Here is a 26,949-nt window from a genome sequence, read left to right as displayed (position 1 = left end):
CGATTGGCAACGGCGGACCCGCCCGGGTCGCGCCGCAGGAGAGGAAAGTCATGACCGCTGAGGTGTTCTACGACGACGACGCCGACCTGGGGCTCATCCAGAGCAAGAAGGTCGCGGTGCTCGGGTACGGCAGCCAGGGCCACGCCCACGCGCTGTCGCTGCGCGACTCCGGCGTCGACGTGGTGATCGGTCTGCCGGAGGGTTCGAAGAGCCGGGCCAAGGCGCAGGAGCAGGGCCTACGGGTGCTCACCCCGGCCGAGGCGTCGGCCGAGGCCGACGTGATCATGGTTTTGGCGCCGGACACCGCGCAGCGGTCGCTCTACGCCGATGCCATCGCGCCGCACCTGAGCGCGGGCAAGGCGCTCTTCTTCGGCCACGGCCTCAACATCCGGTACGGCTTCATCACCCCGCCGGCCGACGTCGACGTGGCGATGGTCGCCCCGAAGGGCCCGGGTCACCTGGTCCGCCGGCAGTACGTCGACGGCAAGGGCGTGCCCTGCCTGGTCGCGGTGGAGCAGGACGCCACCGGCACCGCCTTCCCGCTCGCGCTGGCCTACACCAAGGCGATCGGCGGCACCCGGGCCGGTGCGATCCGCACCACCTTCAAGGAGGAGACCGAGACCGACCTCTTCGGTGAGCAGGCGGTGCTCTGCGGCGGCGCCTCCGCACTGGTGCAGACCGGTTTCGAGGTGCTCACCGAGGCCGGGTACGCGCCCGAGGTGGCGTACTTCGAGTGCCTGCACGAGCTGAAGCTGATCGTCGACCTGATGTACGAGGGCGGCATCGCCCGGATGCGCTACAGCGTCTCCGACACCGCAGAGTACGGCGACTACTCGCGGGGGCCCCGGGTGGTCGACGCCCGGGTCAAGGACGAGATGCGGAAGATCCTCTCGGAGATCCAGTCGGGTGAGTTCGCCCGGGAGTGGATCGCCGAGGACGACGCGGGCCGGCCCAACTTCACCAAGTGGCGGGCCGAGGGCGCGGCGCACCCGATCGAGGAGACCGGCAAGAAGCTGCGCGGCATGATGAGCTGGGTCGACCGGCCGATCACCGAGACCGCCTGATCCGGTGCTGTCCCGGGCCGGTGGACCGCCGGCCCGGGACAGCGGCCGTGCCGGACTGGAGAGCAATGTCGTTATCGATCTTCTCCGGTGAGTTGCCGGTTCATTGCCATTCGACACCCAATGGCCAGCCCACAGTTGTCACCAGGAAATGGGTGGCGGTTACGCGCGGTTAATGCTTCCGCTCGGGTACTGTCGCCGCATGCGTCTGGAGCAATCGCACCGCACCGAGCGTTTCGGCGCCGTCCGTATCCACGAACTCCAGCGTGTCATACAGCTGGACTCGGGAGACGCCACGGGAACCACCGGCGAGGGGATCGTCTCGCAGGCGGCGATGCGCGCGATCGAGCGGCAGATGGTCATCGTCATTCCCTGCATGAATGAGACACGCAGAGTAATCGAAGGCGTGCTCTCGGGGATTCCTCATGACTGCCTCATCGTGCTGGTCTCGAACAGCGCCCGAGCGCCGGTCGATCGCTACGACATGGAAGCGCAGACCCTGGAGCAGTACTGCCGGGCGACCGAGCGGCCGGCGGTCATGGTGCACCAGCAGGATCCGGGACTGGCCGCCGCCTTCAAGGCCGCCGGCATGCCCGAGCTGATCGCCGACGACGGGCTGGTCCGGCCCGGCAAGGGCGAGGCGATGCTGATCGGCATGGCGGTCGCCGCGCTGACCGGACGGAAGTACCTGGGTTACATCGACGCGGACAACTACGTCCCGGGTGCCGTGCACGAGTACGTCAAGGTGTACGCCGCCGGCCTGCACCTGGCGGCCAATCCGTACGCGATGGTCCGGATCTCCTGGCACTCGAAGCCGAAACTGCGCGACGGGCGGCTCTTCTTCAGCCGGCGCGGCCGGAGTTCCGAGATCACCAACGAGTTCCTGAACCGGCTGGTGGCCGAGTATTCCGGGTTCGGCACCGAGGTGATCGCCACCGGAAACGCGGGCGAGCACGCGATCAGCCTCGACCTCGGGCTGCGAATGCGGCTGGCGGGCGGCTTCGCGGTGGAACCGTTCGAGTTCGTGGAGTTGTTCGAGCAGTTCGGCGGCCTGCTCGACACCGCGCACCCCGAGGTGATGGCCAGCTCCGTTCCGGTGCTCCAGATCGAGACCCGCAACCCGCACTTCCACGACAACAAGGGCGAGGACCACGTGCAGGGCATGCGGATGCAGGCGCTGAACGTGCTCTACCACTCGCCGGTCGCGCTGCCCCCGGTCCGCCAGGCGATCCTCGAGTTCATGGTGGCCCAGCAGGCGCTCGCGCCCGGTGAGGAGCCACCCCGGGAGCGGATCTACCCGCCGGTCGGCTCGCTCGACCTGGACCTGCTGCGCGGCGTACTGGAGACCGAGGCCGGGACCTTCCGCCAGCTCGGTGCCCGGTCACTGGTCACCCAGTTCCAGCCCCGCCCCGCGCTGCCCGAACCCGAGGTCTACACCTCGGCCTGAACCGTCGGTGCGCCGTCGGCGTGCCGTCCCGACCGGACTCGGCGACGGGCCGGTGTACGCCCTGTGAGGGCACTCACGCGGTTCGGCGCCGCACCCTGCGCAGCAGGACGCCTACGATCGGCAGATAGGTGCGTCCGCACCGCAGGGACGACCGAATGGCGGAAGCGCGGGACGCAGTGCGGCGCCCACGTGGCCGCAGACCTCGCCCGGACGACATATACGAGGACCAATGACTCCCGTCGTACTGATCGCTGAAGAGCTCGCTCCCGCCGCAATCGACGTGCTCGCGCACGACTTCGACGTACGCCACGTGGACGGCACCGACCGCCCCGCTCTGCTGGCCGCGCTCGCCGAGGCCGACGCGGTCATCGTACGCAGCGCCACCCAGATCGACGCCGAGGCGATCGCCGCCGCACCCCGGCTCAAGGTGGTGGCCCGGGCCGGCGTCGGACTGGACAACGTCGAGGTGTCGGCCGCCACCGCCCGGGGCGTGATGGTGGTCAACGCCCCGACATCCAACATCGTCTCCGCCGCCGAGCAGGCGGTCGCGCTGCTGCTGGCCGTCGCCCGGAACACCGCGAGCGCCAGCGCCGCGCTGAAGGCGGGGGAGTGGAAGCGGTCCAGGTACACCGGTGTGGAGATCCAGGGCAAGACCGTCGGGGTGGTCGGGCTCGGCCGGATCGGGGTGCTCTTCGCGCAGCGCATCGCGGCCTTCGGCACCCGGCTGATCGCGTACGACCCGTACGTGCAGCCGGCCCGGGCGGCGCAACTCGGCGTACGCCTGGTCGGGCTGGAGGAGCTGCTCCGGGAGAGCGACTTCATCTCGATCCACCTGCCGAAGACCCCGGAGACGGTCGGTCTGATCGGCGAGAAGGAACTCACGCTGGTCAAGCCCGGCGTCCGGATCGTCAACGCGGCCCGGGGCGGCCTGATCGACGAGCAGGCGCTGGCCGACGCGATCGCCGAGGGCCGGGTCGGCGGCGCCGGCATCGACGTGTACTCGAAGGAGCCCTGCACCGCCTCGCCGCTGTTCGCCTTCGACAACGTGGTGGCCACACCGCACCTGGGCGCCTCCACCGCCGAGGCCCAGGACAAGGCGGGCCTCGCGGTGGCCCGCAGCGTCAAACTCGCCCTCCAGGGCGAGTTCGTGCCCGACGCGGTGAACGTGCAGGCCGGCGGCGTCGTCGCCGAGGACGTCCGGCCGCTGCTGCCGCTGGCCGAGAAGCTGGGCAAGGTCTTCACCGCGGTGGCCGGCGGGGTCGCCGCCAGCGTCACCGTCGAGGTTCGCGGCGAGATCGTCGCCAACGACGTCTCGGTGCTGAAGCTGGCCGCCACCAAGGGCCTGTTCACCTCGGTGGTGGAGGAGCAGGTGAGCTACGTCAACGCCCCGCTGCTCGCCGCCGACCGGGGCGTCACGGTGGCGCTGACCACGCACGCCGAGACCATCGACCACCCGAACCTGGTCACCGTGCGCGGTGCGCTGCCGGACGGCCGGACCGTGTCGGTCTCCGGCACCGCCGTGCACACGGGCACCCGCGACGTGCTCAAGCTGACCGAAGTGGACGGCTTCGACCTGGAACTCGGCGTCGACGGCGTCCTGCTCTTCTTCCGCTACGCCGACAAGCCCGGCGTGGTCGGCACCATCGGGTCGATCCTCGGCGAGGCGGGCGTCAACATCGCGGCGATGCAGGTGGCCCGGCGGGAGGCCGGCGGTGAGGCGCTGATGACCCTGACGGTGGACTCGGCGGCCGCGGCGGAGCTGCTCAGCTCGGCGGCCGACTCGATCGGCGCGGTCGCGGCGAGCGCCGCCGACCTGCGCGACGAGGAGGTGTGACCGGGGCCTGACACCCGGTGCCCGGACGGGGCGGATCGGCACACGGCCGCCCCGTCCGGGTCAGCCGTTCACCGGGGTCGGTGGCGGATAGACCGAGCCGTCCTGCGGGTCGAGCAGCATCAGGTGGTGCCGTGCGGCCAGCCGTTCGATGTCGAGCAGCACCTGGTCCGCACAGGACTCGTCGAGGTTCATCTCGACATGGTCGGCGGCGACGTGCAGCGGCGTCACCGCCCACGGCGAGTCCGGTCCCGGCCGGTCGGGGTAGCCGGCGACGATCGCCCGGTAGAACGCCGAGATCCGCGGTTCCGGATGGCCCGGGGCGTGCACTCCCTGCCGGCACCGGTCGTGTGCCGCGCGGACGTCCTCGGCGGCGGCGCCGGGCTCGAGCGCCCATACGATCAGATCGAAACTCACGCGGGGCTCCCGTGTCCCAAGAGTGTTGACAGATCAGAACTCATGGGGGTACAGGGTGCCACTGAGTTGGTGACCTTCGCTCGGATACGGCGCCGACACGCGGAACGGGCACCCTTGCGGGGACTCGCATCGGGTCGCTAGCGTATTGACGCGGATACCCGGCGAGTTCCTGGGCGTGGACTCGTCTTCGGGTGATGAGGCGTCGCGCCGGCCGGGTAGCCAGCACCCCCGTGTGCGCGAGCCACGCGCACTCGTCGCTGATCGGCCCCCGCGATCGTTGCCGAGATCGCGGGGGCCGATCGCGTTTCCGCCGTCACGTCGCTGTAGTCGCTCAGGACGGCTCGGGAGCGCCGCTCCCGGTGCCGGCCGTCCGGCGGGTCGGTGCCCGTCAGCGCGGGTCGGTGCCGGTCAGCGCGGGGTGGCGAAGAGGGCGCGGTAGCCGTCCCGGGTGGGGAACCAGTCCAGGCCCGGGCGGCCGGCGGCGAACAGGGCGGTGGCGTACCCGTCGGCGACCGTGAGGTCCGGGCCGGTGACCGTGGCCGCCAGCAGCTTCCGGGCCGGCTGCCCGGTGCGCGGGTCGATCACGTGGTCGCGCCGGCCGGCGACCCCGGAGGTGCCGATCGCCCCGGAGGTCATTTCCAGGATCATCGGTTGCCGGTCGCCCCGGGTCGGGTGGTGCACGGCGATCCGCCACGGGCCGCCGTGCGGCGCGTGGCCGCGTACCACCAGGTCGGCGCCGCTGATCACGGCGTAGTCCTCGATGCCGGCGGCGCGCAGTCGGGCGGCGGCCCGCTCCACCGCCCAGCCGACCAGCAGGCCGCCCGGGTCGAAACCGCCCGGCACCGCCCAGGCGTCGAACCAGCCGTCGGTGGCGGCCCGCATCGCGACGCACCGGGCGACGATGTCGGCCAGCGGCGGGTACGCGTCCGCGGAGATCTCGCCCCGGCGCAGCCGGGAGACCAGGCTGGCCGGCCGGGCCGGGCTGTAGGTGAGGTCGATCGCCCGCAGTTCGGCGACGGCGTCCCGCAGCGCGTCGCCGACGCCGCGCCAGCCGACCGCGCCCATCCCGTTCAGCACCAGGGTGTAGTCGGCGATCGAGGTCTGCACGGTGTGCCGGGCGACCACCCGGTCGGCGAGCACCGCGCCGGGTCGGACGTTGCGCCAGCCGGCGCCCAGCCGCAGGTCCGGCCGTCCCCGGCCCACGGCGGGCGCCGGCGGCAGGTACCGGCTACGCTGTCCCCGGCCACGGCCGGCTCCCGGGATTCGCATGTTCGCCCCCTGGATCCGCACGTTCGCCCCCTGGATCCGCGTCTCGCCACTCCGGTCCCCGGGGCGTCCTCCAGCCCTGCGAACCCGTTCTTCGCGCTCACCCTAGGCAGCGAAGATGGTGGCAGCATGAGTGCTGGCTGAGAAGCTCCTGTGCGGTTGGCATTCCATATTTCGGGAGCGTCGTACCGGAACCCGGGACGTTCCCTTAACGTTCCCTAGACACGACGGAGGCAAGGGAGCTGGGACGTGGCGGTGGCGCGGATCGCGGTGGTTGCTGGCGACGGCATCGGGCCGGAGGTGGTCGCGCAGGCCCGCAAGGTGCTTGACGCCGTACTGCCCGGAGTCGAGGCCGCCGAATACGATCTCGGAGCCGCCCGCTACCACCGCACCGGCGAGGTGCTGCCGGACTCCGTCCTCACCGAGCTGGCCGGGCACGACGCGATCCTGCTCGGCGCGGTCGGCGACCCCACCGTGCCGCCCGGGGTGCTCGAGCGCGGCCTGCTGCTCAAGCTCCGCTTCGAGTTCGACCAGTACGTGAACCTCCGGCCGTCCCGGCTCTGGCCGGGGACCGCCGGCCCGCTGGCCAGCGTCAAGCCGAACGAGATCGACCTGGTGGTCGTCCGTGAGGGCACCGAAGGGCTCTACGCCGGAGCCGGCGGCACCCTGCACCGGGACACCCCGGCCGAGATCGCCACCGAGGAGAGCCTGAACACCCGGCACGGCGTCGAGCGGGTGATCCGGGACGCGTTCGCCCGGGCGGGGCGCCGGGAGCGCCGCAAGGTCACCCTGGTGCACAAGACCAACGTGCTGACCCACGCCGGCTCGCTCTGGGCCCGGGCCTTCGCCGCGGTGGCCGCCGAGCACCCGGACGTCGAGACCGAGTACCAGCACGTCGACGCCGCCGCGATGTTCCTGGTCACCCAGCCACAGCGGTACGACGTGGTGGTCACCGACAACCTCTTCGGGGACATCCTGACCGACATCGCCGCCGCGGTCACCGGCGGGATCGGGCTGGCCGCCAGCGGCAGCATCAACCCCGAGCGGGCGTACCCGTCGATGTTCGAGCCGGTGCACGGCTCGGCGCCGGACATCGCCGGCCAGGGCGTCGCCGACCCGGTCGCCGCGGTGCTCTCCATCGCGCTGCTCCTCGACCACCTGGGCCACCCCGAGGCGGCCCGCCGAGTAACCGAGGCGGTCGCCGCCGAGCTGGCCTCCCGGGGCTCCGGCTCGCCGCGGCGCACCGCCGACATCGGAGACCGGCTCGCCGCCCACGCGGCCGCCTGAGCCGGCCGATACGCTCCGCGAACAGCTCCGGCGGACCGCCGGATCTGCGCGAAGGTGCGCGTGGTGCGGCCCGCCGGTCATCCCGGAGGGTCGAGGTTGAACGACCGTTCGGGTAAGTTTCAGGCACAACTCCCACGTTCCGGCCTGCCCGTGCCCGGGCACCGGTCCACTCTCTGGAGGTCAGCACGATGAGCGGTGGTGACACGCTCGACTTCGAGATCCGTCCGAATCCTCAGCCGGTAGCCGCCGCCGAGCGCGCGGCGCTGATGACCAACCCGGGATTCGGTCGGGTCTTCACCGACCACATGGTCACGATCCGGTACGCCGACGGCAAGGGCTGGTACGACGCCCGGGTGGAGGCCCGGGCGCCGATTCCGATGGACCCGGCGAGCGCGGTGCTGCACTACGCCCAGGAGATTTTCGAAGGGCTGAAGGCGTACTCGGCGGTGGACGGCTCGGTGACGATGTTCCGACCGGACGCCAACGCCGCCCGGTTCAACGACTCGGCCCGCCGGATGGCCATGCCCGAGCTGCCCGAGGCGGTCTTCCTGGACTCGCTGCGGCACCTGATCCAGGTCGACCGGAAATGGCTGCCGACCTCCGAGGAGGCCAGCCTCTACCTGCGGCCGTTCATGTTCGCCAACGAGGTCTTCCTCGGGGTGCGCCCGGCCAACGAATACCTCTACGCGGTGATCGCCTCGCCGGTCGGCTCGTACTTCGCCCGGGGCGTGCAGCCGGTGAACGTCTGGGTCTCGCCGACCTACACCCGGGCCGCGCCCGGCGGGACCGGCGAGGCGAAGTTCGGCGGCAACTACGCCGCCTCGCTGGCCGCCCAGGCGGAGGCGAGCGAGCACGGCTGCGAGCAGGTGGTCTTCCTCGACGCGGTGCAGCGCCGGTACGTCGACGAACTCGGCGGCATGAACATCTTCTTCGTCTACGACGACGGGACCATCGTCACCCCGCCGCTCGGCGGCACCATCCTGCGCGGCATCACCCGGGACTCGTTGATCACCCTGGTCCGGGAGTCCGGTGGAACGGTGCTGGAGCGGCCGGTGGCGTTCGACGAGTGGCGGGCCGACGCGGCCAGCGGCCGACTGCGCGAGGTGTTCGCCTGCGGCACCGCCGCGGTGATCACCCCGATCGGTCAGGTCTGTTCCCCCGACGGGAAGTTCTCGATCGCCGACGGCAGCCCCGGCGAGGTCACCATGAGGCTGCGGCAGCAGCTGGTCGACATCCAGCGGGGCCGGACCGAGGACCGGAACGGCTGGATCCACCGGATCGCCTGAGCGCGCGGCGGCGGGAACTCGCCACCCGCACCTCCGTCGTGGGCAAGATCATGTTTTTCGGTGAGGTGTTCTTTCCGGGAATAGTGCCTTCGGCGCGCGTCCGAAGGCACTATTTCGGGGATGTAGCGCGATCTTGCCCGGCGGCGCCGGAAGGCGGTGCGGCCATGGGTGGCACGTGCGGGTCAGCTCAGTAGGTGGGCCCGGAGAGCGTCGATCCGGGCCGGGGCCAGGCCGGCGCCGACCAGGTAGTCCGGCACCGAGCCGTGCCGGCCGCGCAGTTCCGCCAGGAACAGGGTCATCGCCTCGGCCGGCGAGGCGAGGAACGGTGCCGGCAGCGGCGCCTCGTCCGGCATGGTGCTGGCCAGCCACTCGCCGAACCGGGCCGAGGCGGCGGTGCTCTGCGCGTAGTCCTCGGCGATGTCGGCATCGGCGACACCGAGCAGCGAAAGGGTCAGCGCGCAGACCACGCCGGTCCGGTCCTTGCCGGCGACGCAGTGCACCAGCACCGGGGCGGACTCGGCGTCGGCGATCACCTCGATCGCCGCCACCAGGCCGGCCGAGCCGGTGGTGGCAAGGTCGTGGTACCGGTCGGCCAGCCAGCGCGCCAGCCCGAGTTCATCGGAGTACGCCGATGCCTCCCAGAGCGCGTGCTCGGGGTGGATGTGCTGGTAGACCAGCCCGTCATAGGCGGGTATCCGGCCCTGCTGGCGTACCTCGGTCGGTCGGCGCAGGTCGACCACGGTGCGGATGCCGAGCGACTCGAACGCCTCCCGGTCGGTGCCGTCGATCCGGTGCGGCGAGTCCGACCGGTACAGCCGCTGCCGGCGGACCGGCCGACCGTCGAGCCCGGAGACGCCGCCGACGTCCCGGAAATTGAAGAGGGTTTCGAAGACCGTCGTACGGGTCGAAGTTCCGTCCACCCGACCACCGTAGTGCCTGGGCCGGACGTTTCCGCTCGGGGTCTCCCGGTGCCCGGGCTGCGCCGGCTTTCCCTCTGCCCGGGCTGCGCCGGCTTTCCCTCTACCCGGGCTGCGCCGGCCTTCCGGTGGGCGGTGCTCTCCGGGCGGAGCCGGGTGGTCGGACCCCCTTCGACGCCACTGGCCGGCGGGGCGGGAGCCCTCGCCGGCCAGTCGACCGCGGGTCGCGGGTCAGATGGCGCGACCCGGCGGAGCTGCCCAGCCGGGCGAGCCGTACGTCCCGCCGTAGTAGCCACCGAGCTTGTCCCGGTAGGCCGGATCGTCGTACCCGGCGCCGTCGAACTCCGGAGCGGCCTTGATCTGGTCCCTGCTCCGGTCGACGTACACCTTCTGGTCGTCGTGGTCGACGTGGTTCACCACGCCGGCCGGCAACATGACCTTCTTGCCGAAGATCCACGGGCCGGTGTCCACCACCAGGTAGCTGGCGTTCACCTCGTGACTGGCACTGTCGATCTTGCCAATGCCGCCGTCGGTCGCCTCGACCTTGTAGCCCACCAGGTCGGCGCCGGTCACCCCGGCGTCGTCGCGGTAGCGCCACGGATCGAACGCGCCCGCGGGCTCGCCGCCCGGCACCGCGCCGCCGGCGAGCGCGCCACCACCGCCGTGGATCAGGGGATCCGGCGTCTGCCGCTGCGGGGTCGTCTGAGGATCGAGCCTGTCCACTGGCTATCACTCCTCTTCTCGACTGTCTCGACATTTCCGCTGTCCCGGAGACACCTACCCAGGGTGGTCGATCCATACACCCGGTCGGCGTGAGGATGCCGTCCCGCCATGTGGATTTTTCCTCCCACATCCCTACCTGCCGTGGCAGAGTACGGTCCGTGACCTGCTCCGCACTCATTATTGGCAACTAGCGCGCCGGCATCCTCCCCCGCCGAGCGCGCAGACCTCCCGCATTCGCGGGGGGTCATTTTGTTTGTCGGGCCAGGAAGGCATCGGAGCAGGGGCTGCGCCCTTCTCGAAGGAGATCAGATGACGTACCAGGTGTTCGACACGACGCTGCGCGACGGCGCGCAGCGCGAGGGCATCAGCTACTCGGTCGTCGACAAGCTGGCCGTGGCCCGGCTGCTCGACGAGTTCGGCGTCGGCTTCATCGAGGGGGGCTGGCCGGGGGCGATGCCGAAGGACACCGAGTTCTTCCGTCGGGCCCGGACGGAGCTGGACCTGAAGCACGCCGTCCTGGTCGCCTTCGGCGCCACCCGCAAGGCCGGGGTGGCGGTCGACGCCGACCCGCAGCTGCGCGCGCTGCTCGACGCGGAGACCCCGGCGGTCTGCCTGGTGGCGAAGTCCGACATCCGGCACGTCGAGCGGGCGCTGCGCACCACCGGCGCCGAGAACCTGGCGATGGTCCGGGACAGCGTGGCCCATCTCGTCGCGCAGGGGCGGCGGGCCTTCCTCGACTGCGAGCACTTCTTCGACGGTTTCCGGTACGACCCGGCGTACACCTCCGCGGTGGTGGAGACCGCCCTCGAAGCCGGCGCCGAGGTGGTGGTGATGTGCGACACCAACGGCGGCATGCTGCCGTCCCAGGTGACCGCGGCGATCGGCGCGCTGACCGAGCGGCTCGGGATCTCCCCGGCCCGGCTCGGCATCCACACCCAGAACGACACCGGCTGCGCGGTGGCGAACACCATCGCCGCCGTCGAGGCCGGGGTACGGCACTTCCAGGGCACCGCCAACGGCTACGGCGAACGGCCCGGAAACGCCGACCTGTTCGCCGTGGTCGGCAACCTGCAACTCAAGCTCGGGCTACCGGTCCTACCGGACGGGTGCCTGGCGCAGATGGTGCGCGTCTCGCACGCCATCGCGGAGATCGCCAACATCGCCCCCGACACCCACCAGGCCTACGTCGGGGCCGCCGCCTTCGCTCACAAGGCGGGGCTGCACGCGAGTGCGATCAAGGTGGATCCGCTGCTCTACAACCATGTGGACCCCGCCGTGGTGGGGAACGACATGCGGATCCTGGTAACGGAGATGGCCGGCCGGGCCAGCATCGAGCTGAAAAGCCGTGAGCTCGGGCTTGACCTGGCCGGCCATCCCGACGCGGCGGCCCGGGTCACCAAGCGGGTCAAGGAGATGGAGGCCGGCGGCTGGTCGTTCGAGGCCGCCGACGCCTCGTTCGAGCTGCTGGTCCGGGCCGAGCTGCCCGGGATGGACGCGGCCCGGCCGTTCTCGCTGGAGTCGTACCGGGTGCTGGTCGAGCACCGCGAGGACGGTGCGGTGGTCTCCGAGGCGACGGTGAAGCTGCGGGTGCGCGGCGAGCGGGTGATCGCCACCGCCGAGGGGAACGGGCCGATCAACGCCCTCGACGAGGCCCTACGGGTGGCGCTGCAGCGACACTATCCGGAGCTGCGCGGGTTCGAGCTGGCCGACTACAAGGTGCGGATCCTGGAGGGCAGCCACGGTACCGGCGCGATCACCCGGGTACTGGTGGAGACGGCCGACAGCGGCGGCCGGGACTGGACCACGGTGGGCGTTCACCCGAACGTGGTGGAGGCGAGTTGGCACGCCCTCGTCGACGCGCTGACCTATGGTGTGGCGCGTACTCCGGCCGAGGTCTGAACCGACGACCGGACTGACGGCCCCGCCCGCGGTGACGACCGCGAGCGGGGCCGTTCCGTTTGCCCGGACCCTCCCGGCCACCAATCCGAAAAGGCGAGGAACGAATGAACCTTTTTCAACCTGGACCGCGCGCTGCTCATGCACCGCGTCCGACCTTGCGGTCCGTCGGGCCGCAAGGGGAGGTTGAAAAAGGTTCAATGTGAGACTCGAGAGTGGTACGCATTCTTGAAAATCGCACGCCGGCTGTGGCGGCCCGTTGTGCGCCCCACCGGATCGGCGGCCACGGGCAGATGAAACCGCTATTGACCTGCTGCTTTGCCGAATGCTATGTTCGCTCATGGTTGTTGAGTGGCCACTCTAAGTAGTATTAGCTGGTGAACGCGGGGCGACGATCGGCGCCGGTCGGGCGTTCAGAAGGCGAAACAATCGTGCGTCAGGCACTGGCGCAGCCTCCCGTCCGTCGGTGATTCGTGCTGAAACCGTCCGTGCAATTGTCGGGCAGTCATTGGTCACGAGTCGGGTGCGGACGGGGTGTACCCGGAACAGCAGGTCGACAGTTCGGACCATCTCCAACATCGGAGAGACCATCACCATCCTGGGTAGAAAGAAAGAGATGACGTCATGGCCAGATTCTTTGGACGTAAGACGATCCTGCTAGCCGTCGGAGCACTCGCGCTGACCCTCGTCGGTGGCGGGATCGCCGTCGCCGGCCCGAGCCACCGAGGCGACCCCGACGCGGTCCGGATCAACGGCAAGATGGTCGAGCAGCCGCCGGTGACCCAGGCCGACATCGACCTGGCCAGGGCCGCGCTGCTCAAGGGCGACGCCGCCGTACAGGCGTCGAGCGCGCAGCTCTTCGCCGTGGTCAGCGCGAACGGCGGTCTGATCCGCGGCAGCCAGGCGGTTTCGGTGACCCTGCTGGGCGTCGGCCTCTACCAGGTGGTCTTCAACGTGCCGGTGAACAACGGGGCGTTCGTCGGCACGATCGGGTTGACCGGGAGTGTCGGCACCTCGCCGTCCGGCTTCATCTCGGTCGTCGGTCGGACCAACCTGGCCCAGGGTGTCTTCGTGCAGACCTGGAACGCGGCCAACCAGCCGGCCAACCGGAGCTTCCACCTGGCGGTGTTCCTGCCCTGACCCCCGGTGCCCGCCGGCCTCCGTGTCCCCCCGAACGGACACGGAGGCCGGCGGCGTTCCCGGGTGCCGGTCAGGTAGGGATCAGGGCCGGCCAGCGGGTGGGCAGGCACCGCGACCCGACCCTGCGGCGAGACCCGGACGCTCGGGGCCGGCCAGCGGGGTGGGCAAGGGCTCGGGGCCGGTCAGCGGGTGGGTAGGGCTCGGAGCCGGGCAGCGGGTGGGTAGGGCCAGGTCGGCGAGGACCGGACGGTGGTCGGAGCCGGGCAGCCGGAACACCGCCACCCGGTCGACCGCGATCCGCCGGTCCACCAGCACGTGGTCGATGGTCACCGGCGGGATCGGATCGCCGTCGTACGGGCCCCAGGTGCCGGTGAGCCCCATCCCGACCGAGTCGGCCGCGTCGACGTACCCGGTGTCGAGCAAATCGCGCAGCGGGGCGTGGTCGAGGGTGGCGTTGAAGTCCCCGGCCAGAACCCGCAGCGGACCGTCCGGGGTGGCCGGTGGCTGCGCCGCCAGGTCCGCCCGCCAATCCGGCAGCCCGGTCAGGGAGGCGGGCGCCAACGGATGCACCGACTCCACCAGCACCGCCGGCCCGTCCGGAGGATGGACCGTCGCGTACGCCTGGGAGAAGCCGCCCCCGTTGCGTCGGGTACCGGCCTGCCGGAGCGGATGACGGGAGTACAGCGCCGAACCGGTCGTGCCGAGCTCCGGGTTGACCTGCCGGTACGGCAGCAGCTCGGCCAGGCCGAGCCGGTGCAGTGCCGCCTCGGCGTCCGGGGTGAACTCCTGCGCGGCGAGCACGTCGACCCGTTCGGCCCGGACCAGCGCCACCAGCGCCGCCGGCTCGGCGGCCCCGGCGAGGAGGTTGGCGGTGAGCACCCGCAGCGAAGTGCCGCCGGTGGCCGGCTGCCGGTCCGGCAGCGCGCGCGGCGCGACCAGCACGAGCAGCACGAGCACGGCGACCGCCGAGGTGCCCGCCGCCCATCGACGCCGGGTGGCCAGGGCCAGCCCGAGCGGCAGTGACGCCCAGGCCAGCAGGTACGGCGTGAAGGCCACCAGTTGCACCAGGGGGCCCCGCTCCAGCCCGGTCAGCCGTACCGCCAGCAGGCCGGGCACCGGCAGCGACAGCAGCCAGCAGAGCCCGGTCAGCAGTCGCCGACGGGTCCGGACCGGAGCGGCCGGCGGCGGCTCCGGTGCGAGATCGACATCCACGACGGCAAGGTAGCCGTCGATTGTGGAGGGCTGGTGAAGAGCGCGTGCAGACGGTACGGACCTAGTGCGGGCCGGGCCAGGTGTGGGTCAGCACCCCGGTCAGCGCGTCGTACTGGTGCACGGTGGTCCGGTGCGGCCGGCTGGACTGCCGGTCCCGCACCTGGACGACAAGTACGCCGATCTTCACGTGGTCCCGGCTCACCACGGAGCGCCACGGCACCCCGTCCCGGGCGACGTCGACCTGGTGTGAGAAGTTCCCGTCCGGGGCGGTGATCGAGTAGCGCGGCCCGGCCGGCGGGTCGATGTCCAGTCCGCCGTCGGCCCGGATGGTGAGGGTGACGACGAGGTTGTCGTCGGCGTCGCGGATCTGCGCCGGATCACCGGCGTAGAAGCGGCTGCGGCCCTGACCCTGGATGTCCATCCCGTTGTAGTAGGTCCGGCCCTGCGCGTCGACCCAGAAGTGCGGCACGTGCGCCCGGGGCGCGCCGTAGGTGAGGCCGGGGTAGTACGCCAGGTGCCAGTGCGGCGGGTTGTCCGGGTGCAGCGCGTTGTTGGTCTCGAAGCCCATCAGCGAGAAGAAGTGGCCCCTGCGCCGGGCCTCGGCGACCAGCCCGGAGTCCTGGAGCACCGCCTCGCTGGCGACCATGTAGTTGATCACCGAGGCGGCCTGCGTCGCCGGCCATGCGACGTTGGTCCACGGCCCGGCCACCCGGTCCGGGTCGTTGTGCTCGATCCGCCAGTGCAGCCCGGTCGAGGTCTCCGGGCTGAGCATGCTCCAGACCTGCACCGTCGCCTGGTTGGCGTTCACCGACGACCAGGTCACCGGCAGGGTGAAGCTGATCCGGTAGGGCGCACCGGCGTGCCGGCGGATCGCCAGCCGGGTGTCGGTGGCGACCACCGAGCCGACCCAGGTGCCCGGCCAGTCGACGGTGACGGTGACCGCCTCGCTGCGCGGCCCCCGGACGAAGGAGTAGTACTCGGCCCGGCTGGCCACCTGGGTCGAGGCGCCGGGGACGAGCTCGTAGCCGGCGGGCAGGGTGATCCGCGGCGTGCCGGGCTCGCCGGGGATCGCCTTGACCAGCCGGAACCCGGCGTAGCTCGGCGGGGGAAGCGGATCGGGGGCCGCCGCCGCGGGCGCCGCGAGAACCACCGCCGAGGCGACCGCCAGCAGTACCGCTCCGCACCGTCGCAGCAACACAGGCGCCTCCGGCGTTTCGTCCCGTCCCGGCTTCGCTGACGGGTTTGTGTGCGGCCGAGTTTATTGGTACGCGGGAGGTTCCGGGTGTCCCGAGTGGTGGCCGTGCCGGAACTTCTCCGGACACCGTGCCGACCCGGGTTTGCCGTCGGCGAGGTCGGGAAGCCCGCACCGTGACGGACATGTCAGACACCGTGGCCACCCGCCCCAGGCCGGTCGAGACGGCTGCCGCCGGCCCCGAGCTGGAGCAGGCCCTCTTCGAGGTCAAGCGGGTGATCGTCGGGCAGGACAGGCTGGTGGAGCGGCTCTTCACCGCGTTGCTGGCCGACGGGCACTGCCTGCTGGAGGGCGTACCGGGAGTGGCGAAGACCCTCGCCGCGCAGACGGTGGCGGTGGCGGTGGGTGGGAGTTTTTCCCGGATCCAGTTCACTCCGGACCTGGTGCCGTCGGACATCGTGGGTACCCGGATCTACCGGGCCTCGTCGGAGAGCTTCGACGTGGAGCTGGGGCCGGTGATGGCGAACCTGGTGCTGGCCGACGAGATCAACCGGGCGCCGGCGAAGGTGCAGTCGGCGTTGCTGGAGGCGATGGCCGAGCGGCAGGTCTCGATCGGCGGCCGCAGTTATCCGGTACCGGAGCCGTTCCTGGTGTTGGCCACCCAGAACCCGATCGAGTCGGAGGGGGTCTACCAGCTGCCGGAGGCGCAACGGGACCGGTTCCTGCTGAAGATCCTCGTCGACTATCCCACCGACGTCGACGAGCTGGCCATCCTCTACCGGATGAGCGCGGAGCGGCCGACCGCCCGGGCGGTCCTCGATCCGGAGCGGCTGCGGGCACTCCAGGACCGGGCCAGTCGGGTCTTCGTGCACCACGCCCTCGCCGAGTACGTCGTACGGCTGATCCTGGCCACCCGGGATCCCGCCCGGTTCGGGGTGCCGGAGGTGGCGCCGCTGCTCGCGTACGGGGCGAGTCCCCGGGCCACCCTCGGGCTGGTCGCCGCCGCCCGGGCCCAGGCGCTGCTGCGCGGCCGGGACTACGTGCTGCCGGACGACGTACGCGATCTCGCCTGCGACGTGATCGCGCACCGGCTGGTGCTGTCGTTCGACGCGATCGCCGACGGGGTACCGGCGGAGTCGGTGGTACGCCGTCTCGTCGAGGCGGTCCCACCGCCCAGGATCGCGCCGAGCCGTGAGGAACAGCGGCGCGGTCTGGCGGTCGCGTGAGCCGGCTCGGCCAGCCGGGGTGGACCGGTCGGGCGGCTCGGGACGGCCGGACCGGCCCGGACGGCGTGCACCGGGACAGCGGCGACCCGACGTTGCGGCAACTCGTCCCCGAGCACCGGCTGCGCCGGCTGGAGCTGCTGGTCACCCGGCGGCTCGACGGGCTGCTGCACGGCCAGCACCTCGGCCTGCTGCCGGGGCCCGGCAGCGAGATCAGCGGCGCCCGGGAGTATCGGCCGGGCGAGGACGAGGTCCGCCGGATGGACTGGGCGGTGACCGCCCGGACCACCCTGCCGCACGTCCGTGAGGTGGACGCCGACCGGGAACTGACCACCTGGCTGCTGGTCGACTCCACCCCGAGCATGCATTTCGGCACGGCCGACCTGGACAAGCGGGAACTCGCGGTGGCCGCCACGGCGGCGGTCGGCTTCCTCACCGCCGGGGTCGGCAACCGGTTGGGCGTACACCTGCTCGACGACGCCGGGATCCGCCGCTTTCCGGCCCGGGCCGGCCGGGCCCACCTGCTGGGCCTGCTCAACATGCTGCTCGCGGCGCCCCGGCCCGACCCGGCGAGCGGCGCGCCGTCGCTCGCCGACGCGGTGACCACACTGCACCGGGCCAGCGCCGGCCGGGGACTGGCGGTGCTGGTCTCCGACTTCCTCGACGGGCTGCCCGACACCTCCGGCGGCACGCCGGCCTGGGAGCGGGCCGTCCGCCGGCTCGGCGTACGCCACCAGGTGCTGGCGGTCGAGGTGGTCGACCCGCGCGAACTGGAGCTGCCGGACGTCGGACTGGTCACCCTGGTCGACCCGGAGACGGGCCGGCGACGCGAGGTGTCCACCGCGGACCGCCGGCTCCGGCAGCGGTACGCCGCAGCCGCTGCCAGCCAGCGGGAACTGGTCCGGCAGGCGCTGCGCCGGGCGGGGGCCGCGCACCTGTCGCTGCGTACCGACCGGGACTGGATCGCGGACATCGTCCGGCACGTACACACCCAGCGGCGGCTGGCCGGCGCGGCCCGGCCGCCCGCCGCAGCGGTACGGGGAGGCGCGGTATGACCTGGCAGTCTCCGGAACGGCTGTTGCTGCTGCTCGGCGTGGTCGGGCTCGGCATCTGGTACGTCGTGCTGCAACGCCGCCGCAGCCGGTACGCCGTCCGCTTCACCAACCTGCGGCTGCTGGACCGGGTCGCGCCGGACCGGCCGTCCTGGCGCCGGCACGTGCCGGCCGGGTTGTTCCTGGCCATGCTGGCGTTGCTGGTCGTCGGCTTCGCCCGGCCGGAGGCGGAGGTGCGGGTGCCCCGGGAGCGGGCCACCGTGATGGTGGCGGTGGACGTCTCGACCTCCATGCTGGCCACCGACGTCGAACCGGACCGGCTGGCGGCGGCGAAGTCGGCGGCGCACCGGTTCGCCGACACGCTTCCGGACGAGTTCAACGTCGGGCTGGTCGCCTTCGCCGGCAGCGCGGCGGTACTCGTGCCGCCCGGCACCGACCGATCGGCGCTGCACTCCGGGATCAGGCGGCTGGCCGAGGGGAGCACCGGAGTGCAGGGCACCGCGATCGGCGAGGCGATCGGCACCTCGCTGGAGGCGATCAAGACCTTCGACACCCAGGCCGCGAAGAACCCGCCGCCGGCCCGGATCGTGCTGCTCTCCGACGGGGCGAACACCTCCGGGCGCGACCCGATCTCCGCCGCCGACGAGGCGGTGCAGGTGGGCGTGCCGGTGCACACGATCTCGTTCGGCACCGCCACCGGCTACGTCGCCCGGGGTGGCCGGCCGATCCGGGTGCCGGTGGACGGTCAGACCCTGCGGGCGGTCGCCGAGCAGACCAAGGGCGGCTACCACGAGGCGGGCAGCAGCGCCGAACTGCGTGCCGTGTACGAGGACATCGGAACGTCGGTCGGCTACCGCACGGAGAAGCAGGACATCGCCGCCCGGTTCATCGGGATCGGGCTGCTGCTGGCCCTGGCGGCGGCGGGCGGCTCGATGGCCTGGTTCTCCCGGCTGCCGTAGATCCCGCCGGCCCGGCTCGGTCCCACCGGGGCGGGCGGCGCACCTGCTGCCGGCGATGGCGACGATGGACTGACGAGGAGTGAGCTATGGCAACGCAGACCGGGCTCGGCGAACCCCGCGGCCCATGGTTCATCTCACCGGAGCTGGAACCGGACGGGCGCGGCGTTCCCGGCGTACCCGCGCAGGTGCTGGCGATCGACCGGGCGGCCCGGCGCCGCCGGGCGTTGCTCGCCGCGCTGGCGGTGGTCGCGCTCTCCATCGGCTCCGGTGGCCTGGCCGGCGGCTGGGTGGCCAGCCAGGAGACCTCCGGACAGCGGGGCGGAGCGGCGCAGGCCGCCATCCCGGCCGACCTGGTGGCCGCCGCCGCACAGGTGGTGCCCGGCGTCGTCTCGGTGATGGTGGCCGGTGGTGGCAAGTCGGCCAGCGGCTCCGGGTTCGCCATCGACGACCTCCAGCACATCGTCACCAACGACCACATCGTGGCCCGGGGCGGCGGCGGGGAGCCCGACGGCGCGGTGATGGTGGAGACCTCGGACGGCCGGCAGTTCCCGGCCCGGATCGTCGGCCGGGACTCCAGCAGCGACATCGCGGTACTCCGGGTGCCGCCGTCGACCGGGCTGACGGCGCTGCCGCTGGCCAAGCCCGGCGCCACCCGGGTCGGCGAGCCGGTGCTCGCGGTCGGTTCGCCGCTGGGGCTGGCCGGCACGGTGACCGCCGGCATCGTCAGCGCGCTGGACCGTCAGGTGAAGCTGGGGGAGAACCGGCACAGCGCGGTGCAGACCGACGCCTCGATCAATCCCGGCAACTCGGGTGGCCCGCTGGTCAACGCCCGGGGCGAGGTGGTCGGGGTGAACACCGCGATCGCCACCATCGACGGCAACGGCTCGATCGGGATCGGCTTCGCCATCCCGATCGAGCAGGTGCAGCAGACCGCGGACACCATCATCGGCAAGGGCGGCTGAGCCGTACGGTTGACGACATGGCACCCCTGACCATCCGACCGGGCATCGTCATCCCGGAGGCGGAACTGAACTGGCGGTTCTCCCGGTCCAGCGGCCCGGGCGGGCAGGGCGTGAACACCACCGACTCCCGGGCCGAACTCTCCTTCGACGTGGCGAACACGACGGCGCTGCCGGAGCGGCTCAAGACCCGGGCGCTGGACCGGCTGGCCGGCCGACTCTCGGACGGCGTACTGACGGTGACCGCCTCGGAGCACCGCGCCCAGCTCCGCAACCGGGAGGCGGCGCAGGCCCGGCTCGCCGCGCTGCTGGCCGACGCGATCGCGCCGCCGCCACCGCCGAGACGACCCACCAAGCCGAGTCGCGGGGCCAAGGAGCGCCGGCTCGCCGAGAAGAAGCGCCGCGGCCAGCTCAAGCAGATGCGCCGACCCGACGTGGAGTGACGCCCCCGGTGCATCCGCGGGCTGACGCATCCGCCCGACCGGTCGGTGGAGAGGTCGAGGGTCCGGGACGGTCAGGAGGTCAGGGCGGTCAGGGCCAGCTCGACGTCCTGCTCGGTGGAGTAGAGGTGGAACGAGGCGCGTACCCGACCGGCCCGGACCGCCGCCCGGACGCCGGCCGCCGCCAGCTTCTCCGCCGCGCCCGGTATGTCGACGGTGACGATCGCGCTGTCCCGGGGCGGCTGCCCGAGGCCGGCCAGGAACCGGTTGGCCAGCCCGACGTTGTGCTCCCGGACCGCCGGCAGTCCCACCTCGACGAGGAGTTCCATGGCCGGGGCGGCGCCGACGAAGCAGAACCAGGCCGGGGAGAGGTCGAACCGGCGGGCGCCCTCGGCCAGCCGCAGCGGCGGGCCGTAGTAGGAGGCGTGCGGGTCGGAGCCGGCGTACCAGTTCGCGGCCAGCGGGGTGAGCCGGTCCCGGATCCGGGGAGCGAGGTAGCCGAAGGCGGCCCCGCGGGGTGCCATCAGCCACTTGTACGCCCCGACGACGACCACGTCCGCCCGGCTCGCGTCGAACGGCAGCCAGCCGCAGCCCTGGGTGGCGTCGACCACCACCAGCGCGTCGTGCGCCTCGGCGGCGGCCACGATCTCGTCGTACCGGGCGACGCTGCCGTCGGCCGACTGGACCAGGCTGAACGCGACGAGGTCGGTGTCGGCGTCGACCGCCTCGGCGAGCCGGTCCGTCGGCACGGTGCGGACCCGCACCCCGCGCTCGGTGTGCACCAGCCAGGGAAAGAGGTTGGAGGTGAACTCCACCTCCGGCACCAGCACGGTGGCTCCGGCGGGCAGCGCGGCCCCGACCGGGGCGAGAAGTTGGGAGACGGTCGCCCCGACGGTCACGTCCGGCACGGGTACCCCGACCAGCCGGGCGAAGGCGGTCCGGGCCCGGCCGGTGGCGGTGTCCCAGCCCTCCCACGACGTACGCCCGGTCCGCCAGTCGGCGAGGGCGGCCTGCAGCGCATCCCAGGCCGGATCCGGCGGAAGCCCGTAGCTGGCGGTGTTCAGCCAGCCCGGCTCCGGTTTCCACAGTTCCCGCACCTTAGCTAGATCCACTCCGCCAGCGTAGTACGCCGGGCCAGGGCGTCCGTAACGACGATTACCTGATACGGGTAGCGACGCTAAGGGAGAGGTGTTATCGTCGTTTACGTGGACGTGAGAACGCGGATACTGTCCGCCGCGGCGGACCTCCTGGCCCGCTCGCCGGAAGCCGACGTGCTGACCCGGGCGGTCTGCGAGGCCGCCGGAGTGGGCGCCCCGGTCCTCTACCGGCAGTTCGGTGACAAGGAAGGGTTGCTCGCGGCCGTGGTCGACTTCGGCTTCGAGCAGTACCTGGCCGGCAAGCGGAGCGCCGTCCCCTCCGACGACCCGGTCCGGGACCTCCGCGACGGCTGGGACAACCACGTCGCGTTCGCGCTGGAGAAGCCGAACTTCTACCGGCTGATGTACTCGTCCGGGCTCTCCACCCCGCCCGCCGCCGCGACCGAGGCGCACCAACTGCTGCTCGGCGTGCTCGAACGCTGCGCGCGGGTGGGCCGGCTCCGGACCAGTCCACAGCTCGCCGCCCAGATGGTGATGCCGGCGGCGGTCGGGGTCGCGCTGCTGCTGATCAACCGCCCGACGGTCTACACCGAGGCCGCCCAGGTGTCGTCCCGGGTACGCGAGGCGATCGTCACCGCCGTCGTCACCCCCGACACCTCCACCGCACCGGAGCGGGGCGCCGGACCGGAGGCGGAGGTCGCGGTGGCCGCCGCGAAGCTCGGCGCGCTGCTGCCGGCGCTGCCGGACAGTCCACTCTCACCGGCCGAGTCCGGCCTGCTGCGGGAGTGGTTGACCCGACTGGCCGACCGGCCCGCCGCCGGCTGACCGGGGCCGACCGGCCCGCCACCGGCTGACCCGGGCCGACCGGACGACGCCGACCCGCACGCAACCAGAAACCGTGAGCAGAGCAAGGAGAACGCCGTGTCCCTTCCGTCCGTACCCACCAGCACCCCGAACGCGCGTACCGCCCTGGTCACCGGCGGCTCGCGCGGCATCGGCCGCCGGGTCGTCGCCCGGCTCGCCGCAGACGGCTTCGCCGTCGTGGTCGGCTACCTCGGCAACCGGGCCGAGGCGGAGGCCGCGGTCAAGGAGGTCGAGGCGACCGACGGCCGGGCGGTCGCCGTACGGGCCGACGTCGCCGACGAGCACGAGGTCGCCGAGCTCTTCGACGTCGCCGAGCGGACCTTCGGCGGCATCGACGTGGTCGTGAACGCGGCCGGCCGGATGCCGTTGGCGCCGCTCGCCGAACTCGACCTGGCCGACCTGGACGACCTGCACCGGACCAACATCCGGGGCACCTTCGTCGTCGACCAGCAGGCGGTACGCCGGCTCCGCCCCGGCGGTGCGCTGGTCAACCTCTCCTCCTCGGTCGTCGGTCTCGCCTTCCCGAACTACAGCGCCTACGCCGCGAGCAAGGGCGCGATCGAGGCGATGACCATGGTGCTGGCCCGGGAGATGCGCGGCCGGGACGTGACCGTCAACGCCGTCGCACCCGGACCGACCGCCACCGACCTGTTCCTGCGAGCCAACAGCGAGGAGCGGGTCGCCCACCTGGCGGCGCAGCCGCCGCTGGAGCGGCTCGGCACCCCCGACGACATCGCCGAGGTGGTCGCCTTCCTGGCCAGCCCGGCCGGGCACTGGATCAACGGGCAGGTGCTGCGGGCCAACGGCGGGATCATCTGATCTCGACCAGCGCCCGGCACCCCCGACCGCCGCCGGCCTCGCGGTGACCGCCGTGGGGCCGGCCGGCGACGCCGCTGGTCGCGGTCAGCCGGGCCCGGCGGTCGCCAGCGCGGTGAGCAGCCGTGCCCGGAGCGGGGCGGCCCGCTCGGCGAACCGGCGCTGCGCCGCGGCATACTCCGCCCGGCCCTCCGGGGTCTCCACCCGGACCGGTGGGTAGCCCAGCGCCGCCAGGTCGTACGGACTGGCCCGCATGTCCAGGGCACGGATCTCCCGGGCCAGCGCGAACGCGTCGGCGACCAGCTCGCTCGGCACCAGCGGGGAGAGCTTGTACGCCCACTTGTAAAGATCCATATTGGCGTGCAGGCAGCCGGGCTGCTCGTTGTCGTGCTGCGTCTGACGGGTCGGGGCGAGCAGGTTCAGCGGTCGGGCCGGCGCGGTGAAGAACCGGTACGCGTCGAAGTGGCTGCACCGGATCCGGTTGTCCTCCACCACCCGGGCGGTCTGCTCGGGCGACAGCCGCAGCGGCCAGGCGTTGTGCCGTACCTCCGCCTGGGTCTGCCGGTAGACCATCGCCCACTCGTGCATCCCGAAGCAGCCGAACTGACCGGGCCGGCCCGCGGTACGGGTCAGCAGGGTGCGGATCCACCCGACCGAGTCACCCCGGCGCCCGCGTACCGCCTCGGTGTCGAGGACGAGGCCGCCGTCCCCGGCGCGGTAGTCCCGGCCGAACTCGGTGGGGTCGGCGTCCCGGAGCAACATCCCGGCGCCCGGATGCCAGCGGCGCAACTGCGCCGGCCGGTGCGAGTAGTAGGTGAAGAGGAAGTCCTCCACCGGATGCCGGATCCCACTGCCGCGCCGGGCGAGGTGCGGCACCAGCCACTCGTCCACCCGCCGCTCGTGGGCCGCCCGCCGGGCGCGCCAGTCCGCCGCGTCGAGCACGGTCGTACGGGCGAGGGCGGCGGTCACCGCTCCAGGGTACGGCGCCGGCCGGCCGCCCTACCCGGGTCCGGCACCGGGTCGGTCGACCCCACCGACGCGGCGGGCTCTCCCGGCGCGGCCTTCTGGCGTGGCGGGCTCTCCTAGCGCGGCACGTCGATGCTGACCCCGGCGGAGAAGACGGCGCTGCGCAGCTCGATCCGGGTCGGTTCGACCCCGCCGGTCGGAGCGAACACCAGCGGCGTGATCATGCGTTGTCCGGCCGGCACCGGCTCCGCGAACGGGTCCTTCCCGGCGTTGGCGATCTGCGTCGCCGGCACGTCCGCGCCCACCCAGTCCCCGTTCGGCAGGTACGCCCGTTGCAGGGTGCCGTGCCACTGCTGGCTCTTGTCGGTCAGGTTGCGTACCCCGAGGATCGCCTGGCAGCCGCCCGCAGCCGGCGGGCAGGTCAGCCGGTAGACGGTGAACTCGAAGGCGCTCTCCCGCAGGCTCGTACCGACCGAGCCGGCCACGGTCCGGCCCACCCATGCCCCGCTGGACGGCTGCCGGTTGGCGCTGAGCGCGCTCACCTGGCTCGACCCGGTCCACGCGGTGAGCGCGGCCAGGGCGGCCGCCAGCAGGGCTGCGGAGCTGACCGCGGCCCACGCCGGCGGCCTGGGCCGGCGTCGGCGTGGCCGGTAGGTGGCGGCCGGGTGCGCTGCGGGACGGGCCCGGCCGACCGCCGGGCGGAGTTCCTCGTCGGTCGGCTCCGCCGGCTCCGGTACGGGCTCCTCGGTCGGCTCGTCGTTCTCGGTCGGCGCTGCCGCCCGCGGCGGTACCGGTGCCTGGCCGACGTACCGGGCCCCACCGGCGATGCCGACCAGGCCGGGCTGCTCGTCGCTCCCCGGTTGGTCGGCCGCCACCAGCCCGCCGTCCCGGAGCAGCCCGCCGTCGTCGAGTACCGCGTCGTCGAGTGCCGCGTCGTCGAGTACCGCGTCATCGTCGGCCGGTCGTCGCTGCTCCAGCGCGGCGCCGCCGATCCTGGGGTGGCCGGTGGCCCGCCGTACGCTCTCCGGCACCGGGATCTTGTGCTCCCCGCGTACCCGGGCTCGGGCCCGGGCGATCGGGTTGCCGGACCGGCGGACCGGCCGGGCCGACGCCGCTGCCCGCCGCTCGGCGGCGCGTCGCTGCGCCGCCGCCCGCTTGGCGGCACGTCGGGCCGCCCGCCGGTCCCTGCCCGCCACAGGCGTGGTGTTGGCCTGGTCGGCGGCGCGCCGCCGACGCAGTCGCCGCCACCACAGTGCACCGCCGGCCGCCACGAGCAGCACCAGCACGGCGAGCGCGGTACCCAGCAGGGCGCCCCGGCGCCACCAGGGTGGGGAGGCGACCGCCTCTGCCTGGGTCCGCGCCGGGTCGTCCGGGCCGGCGGCGGCCCGTGCCCGGTTCCAGGTCGCGGTCGCGCAGTCGTACGGCGTGTTGCCGCCCGCGACGAAGGCGCACGCCGGTGCGGTCACGTCGGACCCGCCGGCCGGCGGCGCCAGCGTGGTGCTGAGCACCGCGGTGGCGCGGGCGCCGATCTGGACCTGCCAGACCACCTCGGTACCGGACCTCCCCGGCACGGTGCCGACCCCGCCGCCCTGGCTGATCGTTGCGGGGGTGGCGCCGGGCGGCAACTCCTGCCGGACCGTCGTCCTCACCATGCCGTCGGTGGCGTTCTGCACCCGGATGTCGTACCTGGGCGCCGGATCGCCGGACGTGGTCATCGCGACGGTGATCAGCGGGTCGGTCGGCCGGACGGGCGCGCCGGCGGTCTGGCTCGGGGCGCGGGGCGGGATGGCGGCCTGGCTCGGGGCGCCGGGCGCGGCGACGGCCAGCAGGCAACCCGCGATCACCGCTCCCACCGCACGTAGTCGGATCGATGCAGGCATCACGAAGTCTCCTCCCGCCCAGACGCTAAGCCGGACGGGTGGCCGGCCGGCGGGGAAGGATCGAACCCCCGCCGCTGGTCGTGCCGCTGCGGTAGGGTGCCGCCACCCCGACCACCCCACCCGCACGCGGCGCCGGCCCGGTCTCAGCGTCGGGATAGATTGGCGGCGTGCGCATCGCTCGTTTCGCTCATGCAAAGGGAATGTCGTTCGGCGTGGTCGAGGGTGACCCGGAGGGCGGCCCCCAGGGGCTGACGGTGGCCGAGATCGAGGGCCACCCGTTCGGCGAGATCCGGTTCACCACCGCCCGCTGGGCGCTGGCGGACGTCCGGCTGCTCTCGCCCATTCTGCCGAGCAAGGTGGTGTGTGTCGGGCGCAACTACGTCGAGCACGCCGCCGAACTCGGCAACGAGGTACCGGCCGAGCCGCTGCTCTTCCTCAAGCCGTCGACCTCGGTGGTCGGCCCCCGGGACGCGATCCGGTTGCCGGCCCAGTCCAAGCAGGTCGAGCACGAGGCCGAGCTCGCGGTGGTGATCGGGCCACCCGGTGCCCGCCGGGCCGACCGGGCGGCCGCCGCCCGGGCCGTCTTCGGCTACACCTGCGCCAACGACGTGACCGCGCGGGACCTGCAGCGCGCGGACGGCCAGTGGACCAGGGCCAAGGGCTTCGACTCGTTCTGCCCGCTCGGCCCGTGGATCTCGACCGGCATCGACGTCGGCGACGTCGAGCTGCGCTGCGAGGTGGGCCGGGGCGTGGACGAGATGGAGGTACGCCAGCTCGGCCGGACCAGGGACATGGTCTTCGACGTTCCGACCCTGGTGTCCTACATCTCCCACGTGATGACCCTGCTCCCGGGCGACGTGGTGCTGACCGGCACTCCGGCGGGGGTTAGTCCGATCGTCGACGGGGATACCGTCACGGTCCGCATCGGCGGAATCGGCGAACTGTCGAACCCGGTGGTGGCCCTCGACTGAGGGTGGGTCGGCGGCGGCGGTGCCGCGTCGCCGGGTACCGACCCGAT

At 72.6% G+C, this 26,949-nt stretch carries 24 protein-coding genes; 15 read left to right on the top strand and 9 right to left on the bottom strand.

The genetic code is table 11. From position 1 onward, the window contains the following. The first annotated feature begins 50 nt into the window (after nucleotides 1-50). The 3 genes from ilvC (at nucleotide 51) to serA (ending at nucleotide 4,342) form a co-directional block, all read left to right on the top strand. Complete coding sequence (gene ilvC / locus EV371_RS26230; protein WP_130464405.1) at nucleotides 51-1,064, top strand: ketol-acid reductoisomerase; 1,014 nt, start codon at nucleotides 51-53, stop codon at nucleotides 1,062-1,064. Nucleotides 1,065-1,263: 199 nt separating this feature from the next. After that, nucleotides 1,264-2,508 carry a mannosyl-3-phosphoglycerate synthase gene (mpgS, locus tag EV371_RS26225; RefSeq protein ID WP_130464404.1) on the top strand — a complete coding sequence of 415 codons (1,245 nt, stop codon included), beginning with the start codon at nucleotides 1,264-1,266 and terminating at the stop codon, nucleotides 2,506-2,508. Nucleotides 2,509-2,737: 229 nt separating this feature from the next. Further along, on the top strand, nucleotides 2,738-4,342 hold the full coding sequence (serA, locus tag EV371_RS26220; RefSeq protein WP_130464403.1) for a phosphoglycerate dehydrogenase: 1,605 nt from the start codon (nucleotides 2,738-2,740) through the stop codon (nucleotides 4,340-4,342). 60 nt (nucleotides 4,343-4,402) lie between these two features. Here serA and EV371_RS26215 read toward each other — a convergent pair whose 3' ends face one another. Together EV371_RS26215 and EV371_RS26210 are read right to left on the bottom strand one after the other, a co-directional pair. Next, complete coding sequence (locus EV371_RS26215) at nucleotides 4,403-4,756, bottom strand: hypothetical protein (RefSeq protein ID WP_130464402.1); 354 nt, start codon at nucleotides 4,754-4,756, stop codon at nucleotides 4,403-4,405. Between the two features lie 408 nt (nucleotides 4,757-5,164). Next, a complete protein-coding gene (locus EV371_RS26210) occupies nucleotides 5,165-6,025 on the bottom strand; it encodes an FAD:protein FMN transferase (protein ID WP_130464401.1) in 861 nt (286 codons plus the stop codon). A 252-nt stretch (nucleotides 6,026-6,277) separates the two neighbouring features. Between EV371_RS26210 and EV371_RS26205 the strand changes: the two genes are divergently transcribed. Together EV371_RS26205 and EV371_RS26200 are read left to right on the top strand one after the other, a co-directional pair. Next, nucleotides 6,278-7,309: a 3-isopropylmalate dehydrogenase gene (locus tag EV371_RS26205; protein ID WP_130466228.1), complete on the top strand. Its 1,032-nt coding sequence runs from the start codon at nucleotides 6,278-6,280 to the stop codon at nucleotides 7,307-7,309. A gap of 188 nt (nucleotides 7,310-7,497) precedes the next feature. Then, on the top strand, nucleotides 7,498-8,595 hold the full coding sequence (locus EV371_RS26200) for a branched-chain amino acid aminotransferase (protein WP_130464400.1): 1,098 nt from the start codon (nucleotides 7,498-7,500) through the stop codon (nucleotides 8,593-8,595). Between the two features lie 182 nt (nucleotides 8,596-8,777). Here EV371_RS26200 and EV371_RS26195 read toward each other — a convergent pair whose 3' ends face one another. Both EV371_RS26195 and EV371_RS26190 read right to left on the bottom strand, forming a co-directional pair. Then, nucleotides 8,778-9,515: a tyrosine-protein phosphatase gene (locus EV371_RS26195; RefSeq protein WP_130464399.1), complete on the bottom strand. Its 738-nt coding sequence runs from the start codon at nucleotides 9,513-9,515 to the stop codon at nucleotides 8,778-8,780. A 228-nt stretch (nucleotides 9,516-9,743) separates the two neighbouring features. Further along, nucleotides 9,744-10,235, bottom strand: coding sequence for a YlmC/YmxH family sporulation protein (locus EV371_RS26190; protein WP_130464398.1), 492 nt, complete (start codon nucleotides 10,233-10,235; stop codon nucleotides 9,744-9,746). A gap of 309 nt (nucleotides 10,236-10,544) precedes the next feature. Here EV371_RS26190 and cimA point away from each other — a divergent pair, with 309 nt between their 5' ends. Beyond that, nucleotides 10,545-12,134, top strand: a complete 1,590-nt coding sequence (gene cimA, locus EV371_RS26185; protein WP_130464397.1) for a citramalate synthase — start codon at nucleotides 10,545-10,547, stop codon at nucleotides 12,132-12,134. Between the two features lie 621 nt (nucleotides 12,135-12,755). Then, entirely contained in the window at nucleotides 12,756-13,271 is a 516-nt protein-coding gene (locus EV371_RS26180) for a hypothetical protein (protein ID WP_130464396.1), read from the top strand. An 81-nt stretch (nucleotides 13,272-13,352) separates the two neighbouring features. On the opposite strand, the gene EV371_RS26175 is transcribed toward EV371_RS26180, so the two are convergent. Continuing rightward, a complete protein-coding gene (locus tag EV371_RS26175) occupies nucleotides 13,353-14,420 on the bottom strand; it encodes an endonuclease/exonuclease/phosphatase family protein (protein ID WP_130466227.1) in 1,068 nt (355 codons plus the stop codon). Nucleotides 14,421-14,544: 124 nt separating this feature from the next. Further along, nucleotides 14,545-15,681: a hypothetical protein gene (locus EV371_RS26170; RefSeq protein ID WP_130464395.1), complete on the bottom strand. Its 1,137-nt coding sequence runs from the start codon at nucleotides 15,679-15,681 to the stop codon at nucleotides 14,545-14,547. A gap of 170 nt (nucleotides 15,682-15,851) precedes the next feature. Here EV371_RS26170 and EV371_RS26165 point away from each other — a divergent pair, with 170 nt between their 5' ends. The 5 genes from EV371_RS26165 to arfB all read left to right on the top strand — a co-directional run bounded on the left by EV371_RS26165 (nucleotide 15,852) and on the right by arfB (nucleotide 20,311). After that, entirely contained in the window at nucleotides 15,852-16,901 is a 1,050-nt protein-coding gene (locus tag EV371_RS26165) for an AAA family ATPase (protein ID WP_130464394.1), read from the top strand. A gap of 65 nt (nucleotides 16,902-16,966) precedes the next feature. After that, nucleotides 16,967-17,953: a DUF58 domain-containing protein gene (locus tag EV371_RS26160; protein WP_486484972.1), complete on the top strand. Its 987-nt coding sequence runs from the start codon at nucleotides 16,967-16,969 to the stop codon at nucleotides 17,951-17,953. After that, the gene (locus EV371_RS26155) at nucleotides 17,950-18,909 is read left to right on the top strand and encodes a VWA domain-containing protein (RefSeq protein WP_130464393.1); all 960 of its coding nucleotides are present in this window, start codon (nucleotides 17,950-17,952) and stop codon (nucleotides 18,907-18,909) included. The genes EV371_RS26160 and EV371_RS26155 overlap by 4 nt, the downstream gene beginning before the upstream one ends. A gap of 86 nt (nucleotides 18,910-18,995) precedes the next feature. Continuing rightward, on the top strand, nucleotides 18,996-19,871 hold the full coding sequence (locus tag EV371_RS26150; RefSeq protein WP_130464392.1) for a trypsin-like peptidase domain-containing protein: 876 nt from the start codon (nucleotides 18,996-18,998) through the stop codon (nucleotides 19,869-19,871). Between the two features lie 17 nt (nucleotides 19,872-19,888). After that, on the top strand, nucleotides 19,889-20,311 hold the full coding sequence (gene arfB / locus EV371_RS26145) for an alternative ribosome rescue aminoacyl-tRNA hydrolase ArfB (protein ID WP_130464391.1): 423 nt from the start codon (nucleotides 19,889-19,891) through the stop codon (nucleotides 20,309-20,311). A 71-nt stretch (nucleotides 20,312-20,382) separates the two neighbouring features. On the opposite strand, the gene EV371_RS26140 is transcribed toward arfB, so the two are convergent. Continuing rightward, nucleotides 20,383-21,420 carry an aminotransferase class V-fold PLP-dependent enzyme gene (locus tag EV371_RS26140; protein WP_130464390.1) on the bottom strand — a complete coding sequence of 346 codons (1,038 nt, stop codon included), beginning with the start codon at nucleotides 21,418-21,420 and terminating at the stop codon, nucleotides 20,383-20,385. A gap of 93 nt (nucleotides 21,421-21,513) precedes the next feature. Between EV371_RS26140 and EV371_RS26135 the strand changes: the two genes are divergently transcribed. Together EV371_RS26135 and EV371_RS26125 are read left to right on the top strand one after the other, a co-directional pair. Then, the gene (locus EV371_RS26135; RefSeq protein ID WP_130464389.1) at nucleotides 21,514-22,230 is read left to right on the top strand and encodes a TetR/AcrR family transcriptional regulator; all 717 of its coding nucleotides are present in this window, start codon (nucleotides 21,514-21,516) and stop codon (nucleotides 22,228-22,230) included. Nucleotides 22,231-22,326: 96 nt separating this feature from the next. Continuing rightward, the gene (locus EV371_RS26125; protein WP_130464388.1) at nucleotides 22,327-23,088 is read left to right on the top strand and encodes an SDR family oxidoreductase; all 762 of its coding nucleotides are present in this window, start codon (nucleotides 22,327-22,329) and stop codon (nucleotides 23,086-23,088) included. A gap of 84 nt (nucleotides 23,089-23,172) precedes the next feature. Here the strand turns inward: EV371_RS26125 and EV371_RS26120 are convergent, their stop codons facing one another. After that, complete coding sequence (locus EV371_RS26120; protein WP_130464387.1) at nucleotides 23,173-24,054, bottom strand: 3-methyladenine DNA glycosylase; 882 nt, start codon at nucleotides 24,052-24,054, stop codon at nucleotides 23,173-23,175. 113 nt (nucleotides 24,055-24,167) lie between these two features. Beyond that, a complete protein-coding gene (locus tag EV371_RS26115; RefSeq protein ID WP_130464386.1) occupies nucleotides 24,168-25,931 on the bottom strand; it encodes a hypothetical protein in 1,764 nt (587 codons plus the stop codon). Between the two features lie 167 nt (nucleotides 25,932-26,098). Between EV371_RS26115 and EV371_RS26110 the strand changes: the two genes are divergently transcribed. Beyond that, a complete protein-coding gene (locus EV371_RS26110; RefSeq protein ID WP_130464385.1) occupies nucleotides 26,099-26,902 on the top strand; it encodes a fumarylacetoacetate hydrolase family protein in 804 nt (267 codons plus the stop codon). Nucleotides 26,903-26,949 lie beyond the last annotated feature (47 nt).

It is taken from the genome of Plantactinospora sp. CNZ321 (genome assembly GCF_004217235.1).
This window is presented reverse-complemented; position numbering and strand designations above follow the sequence as displayed.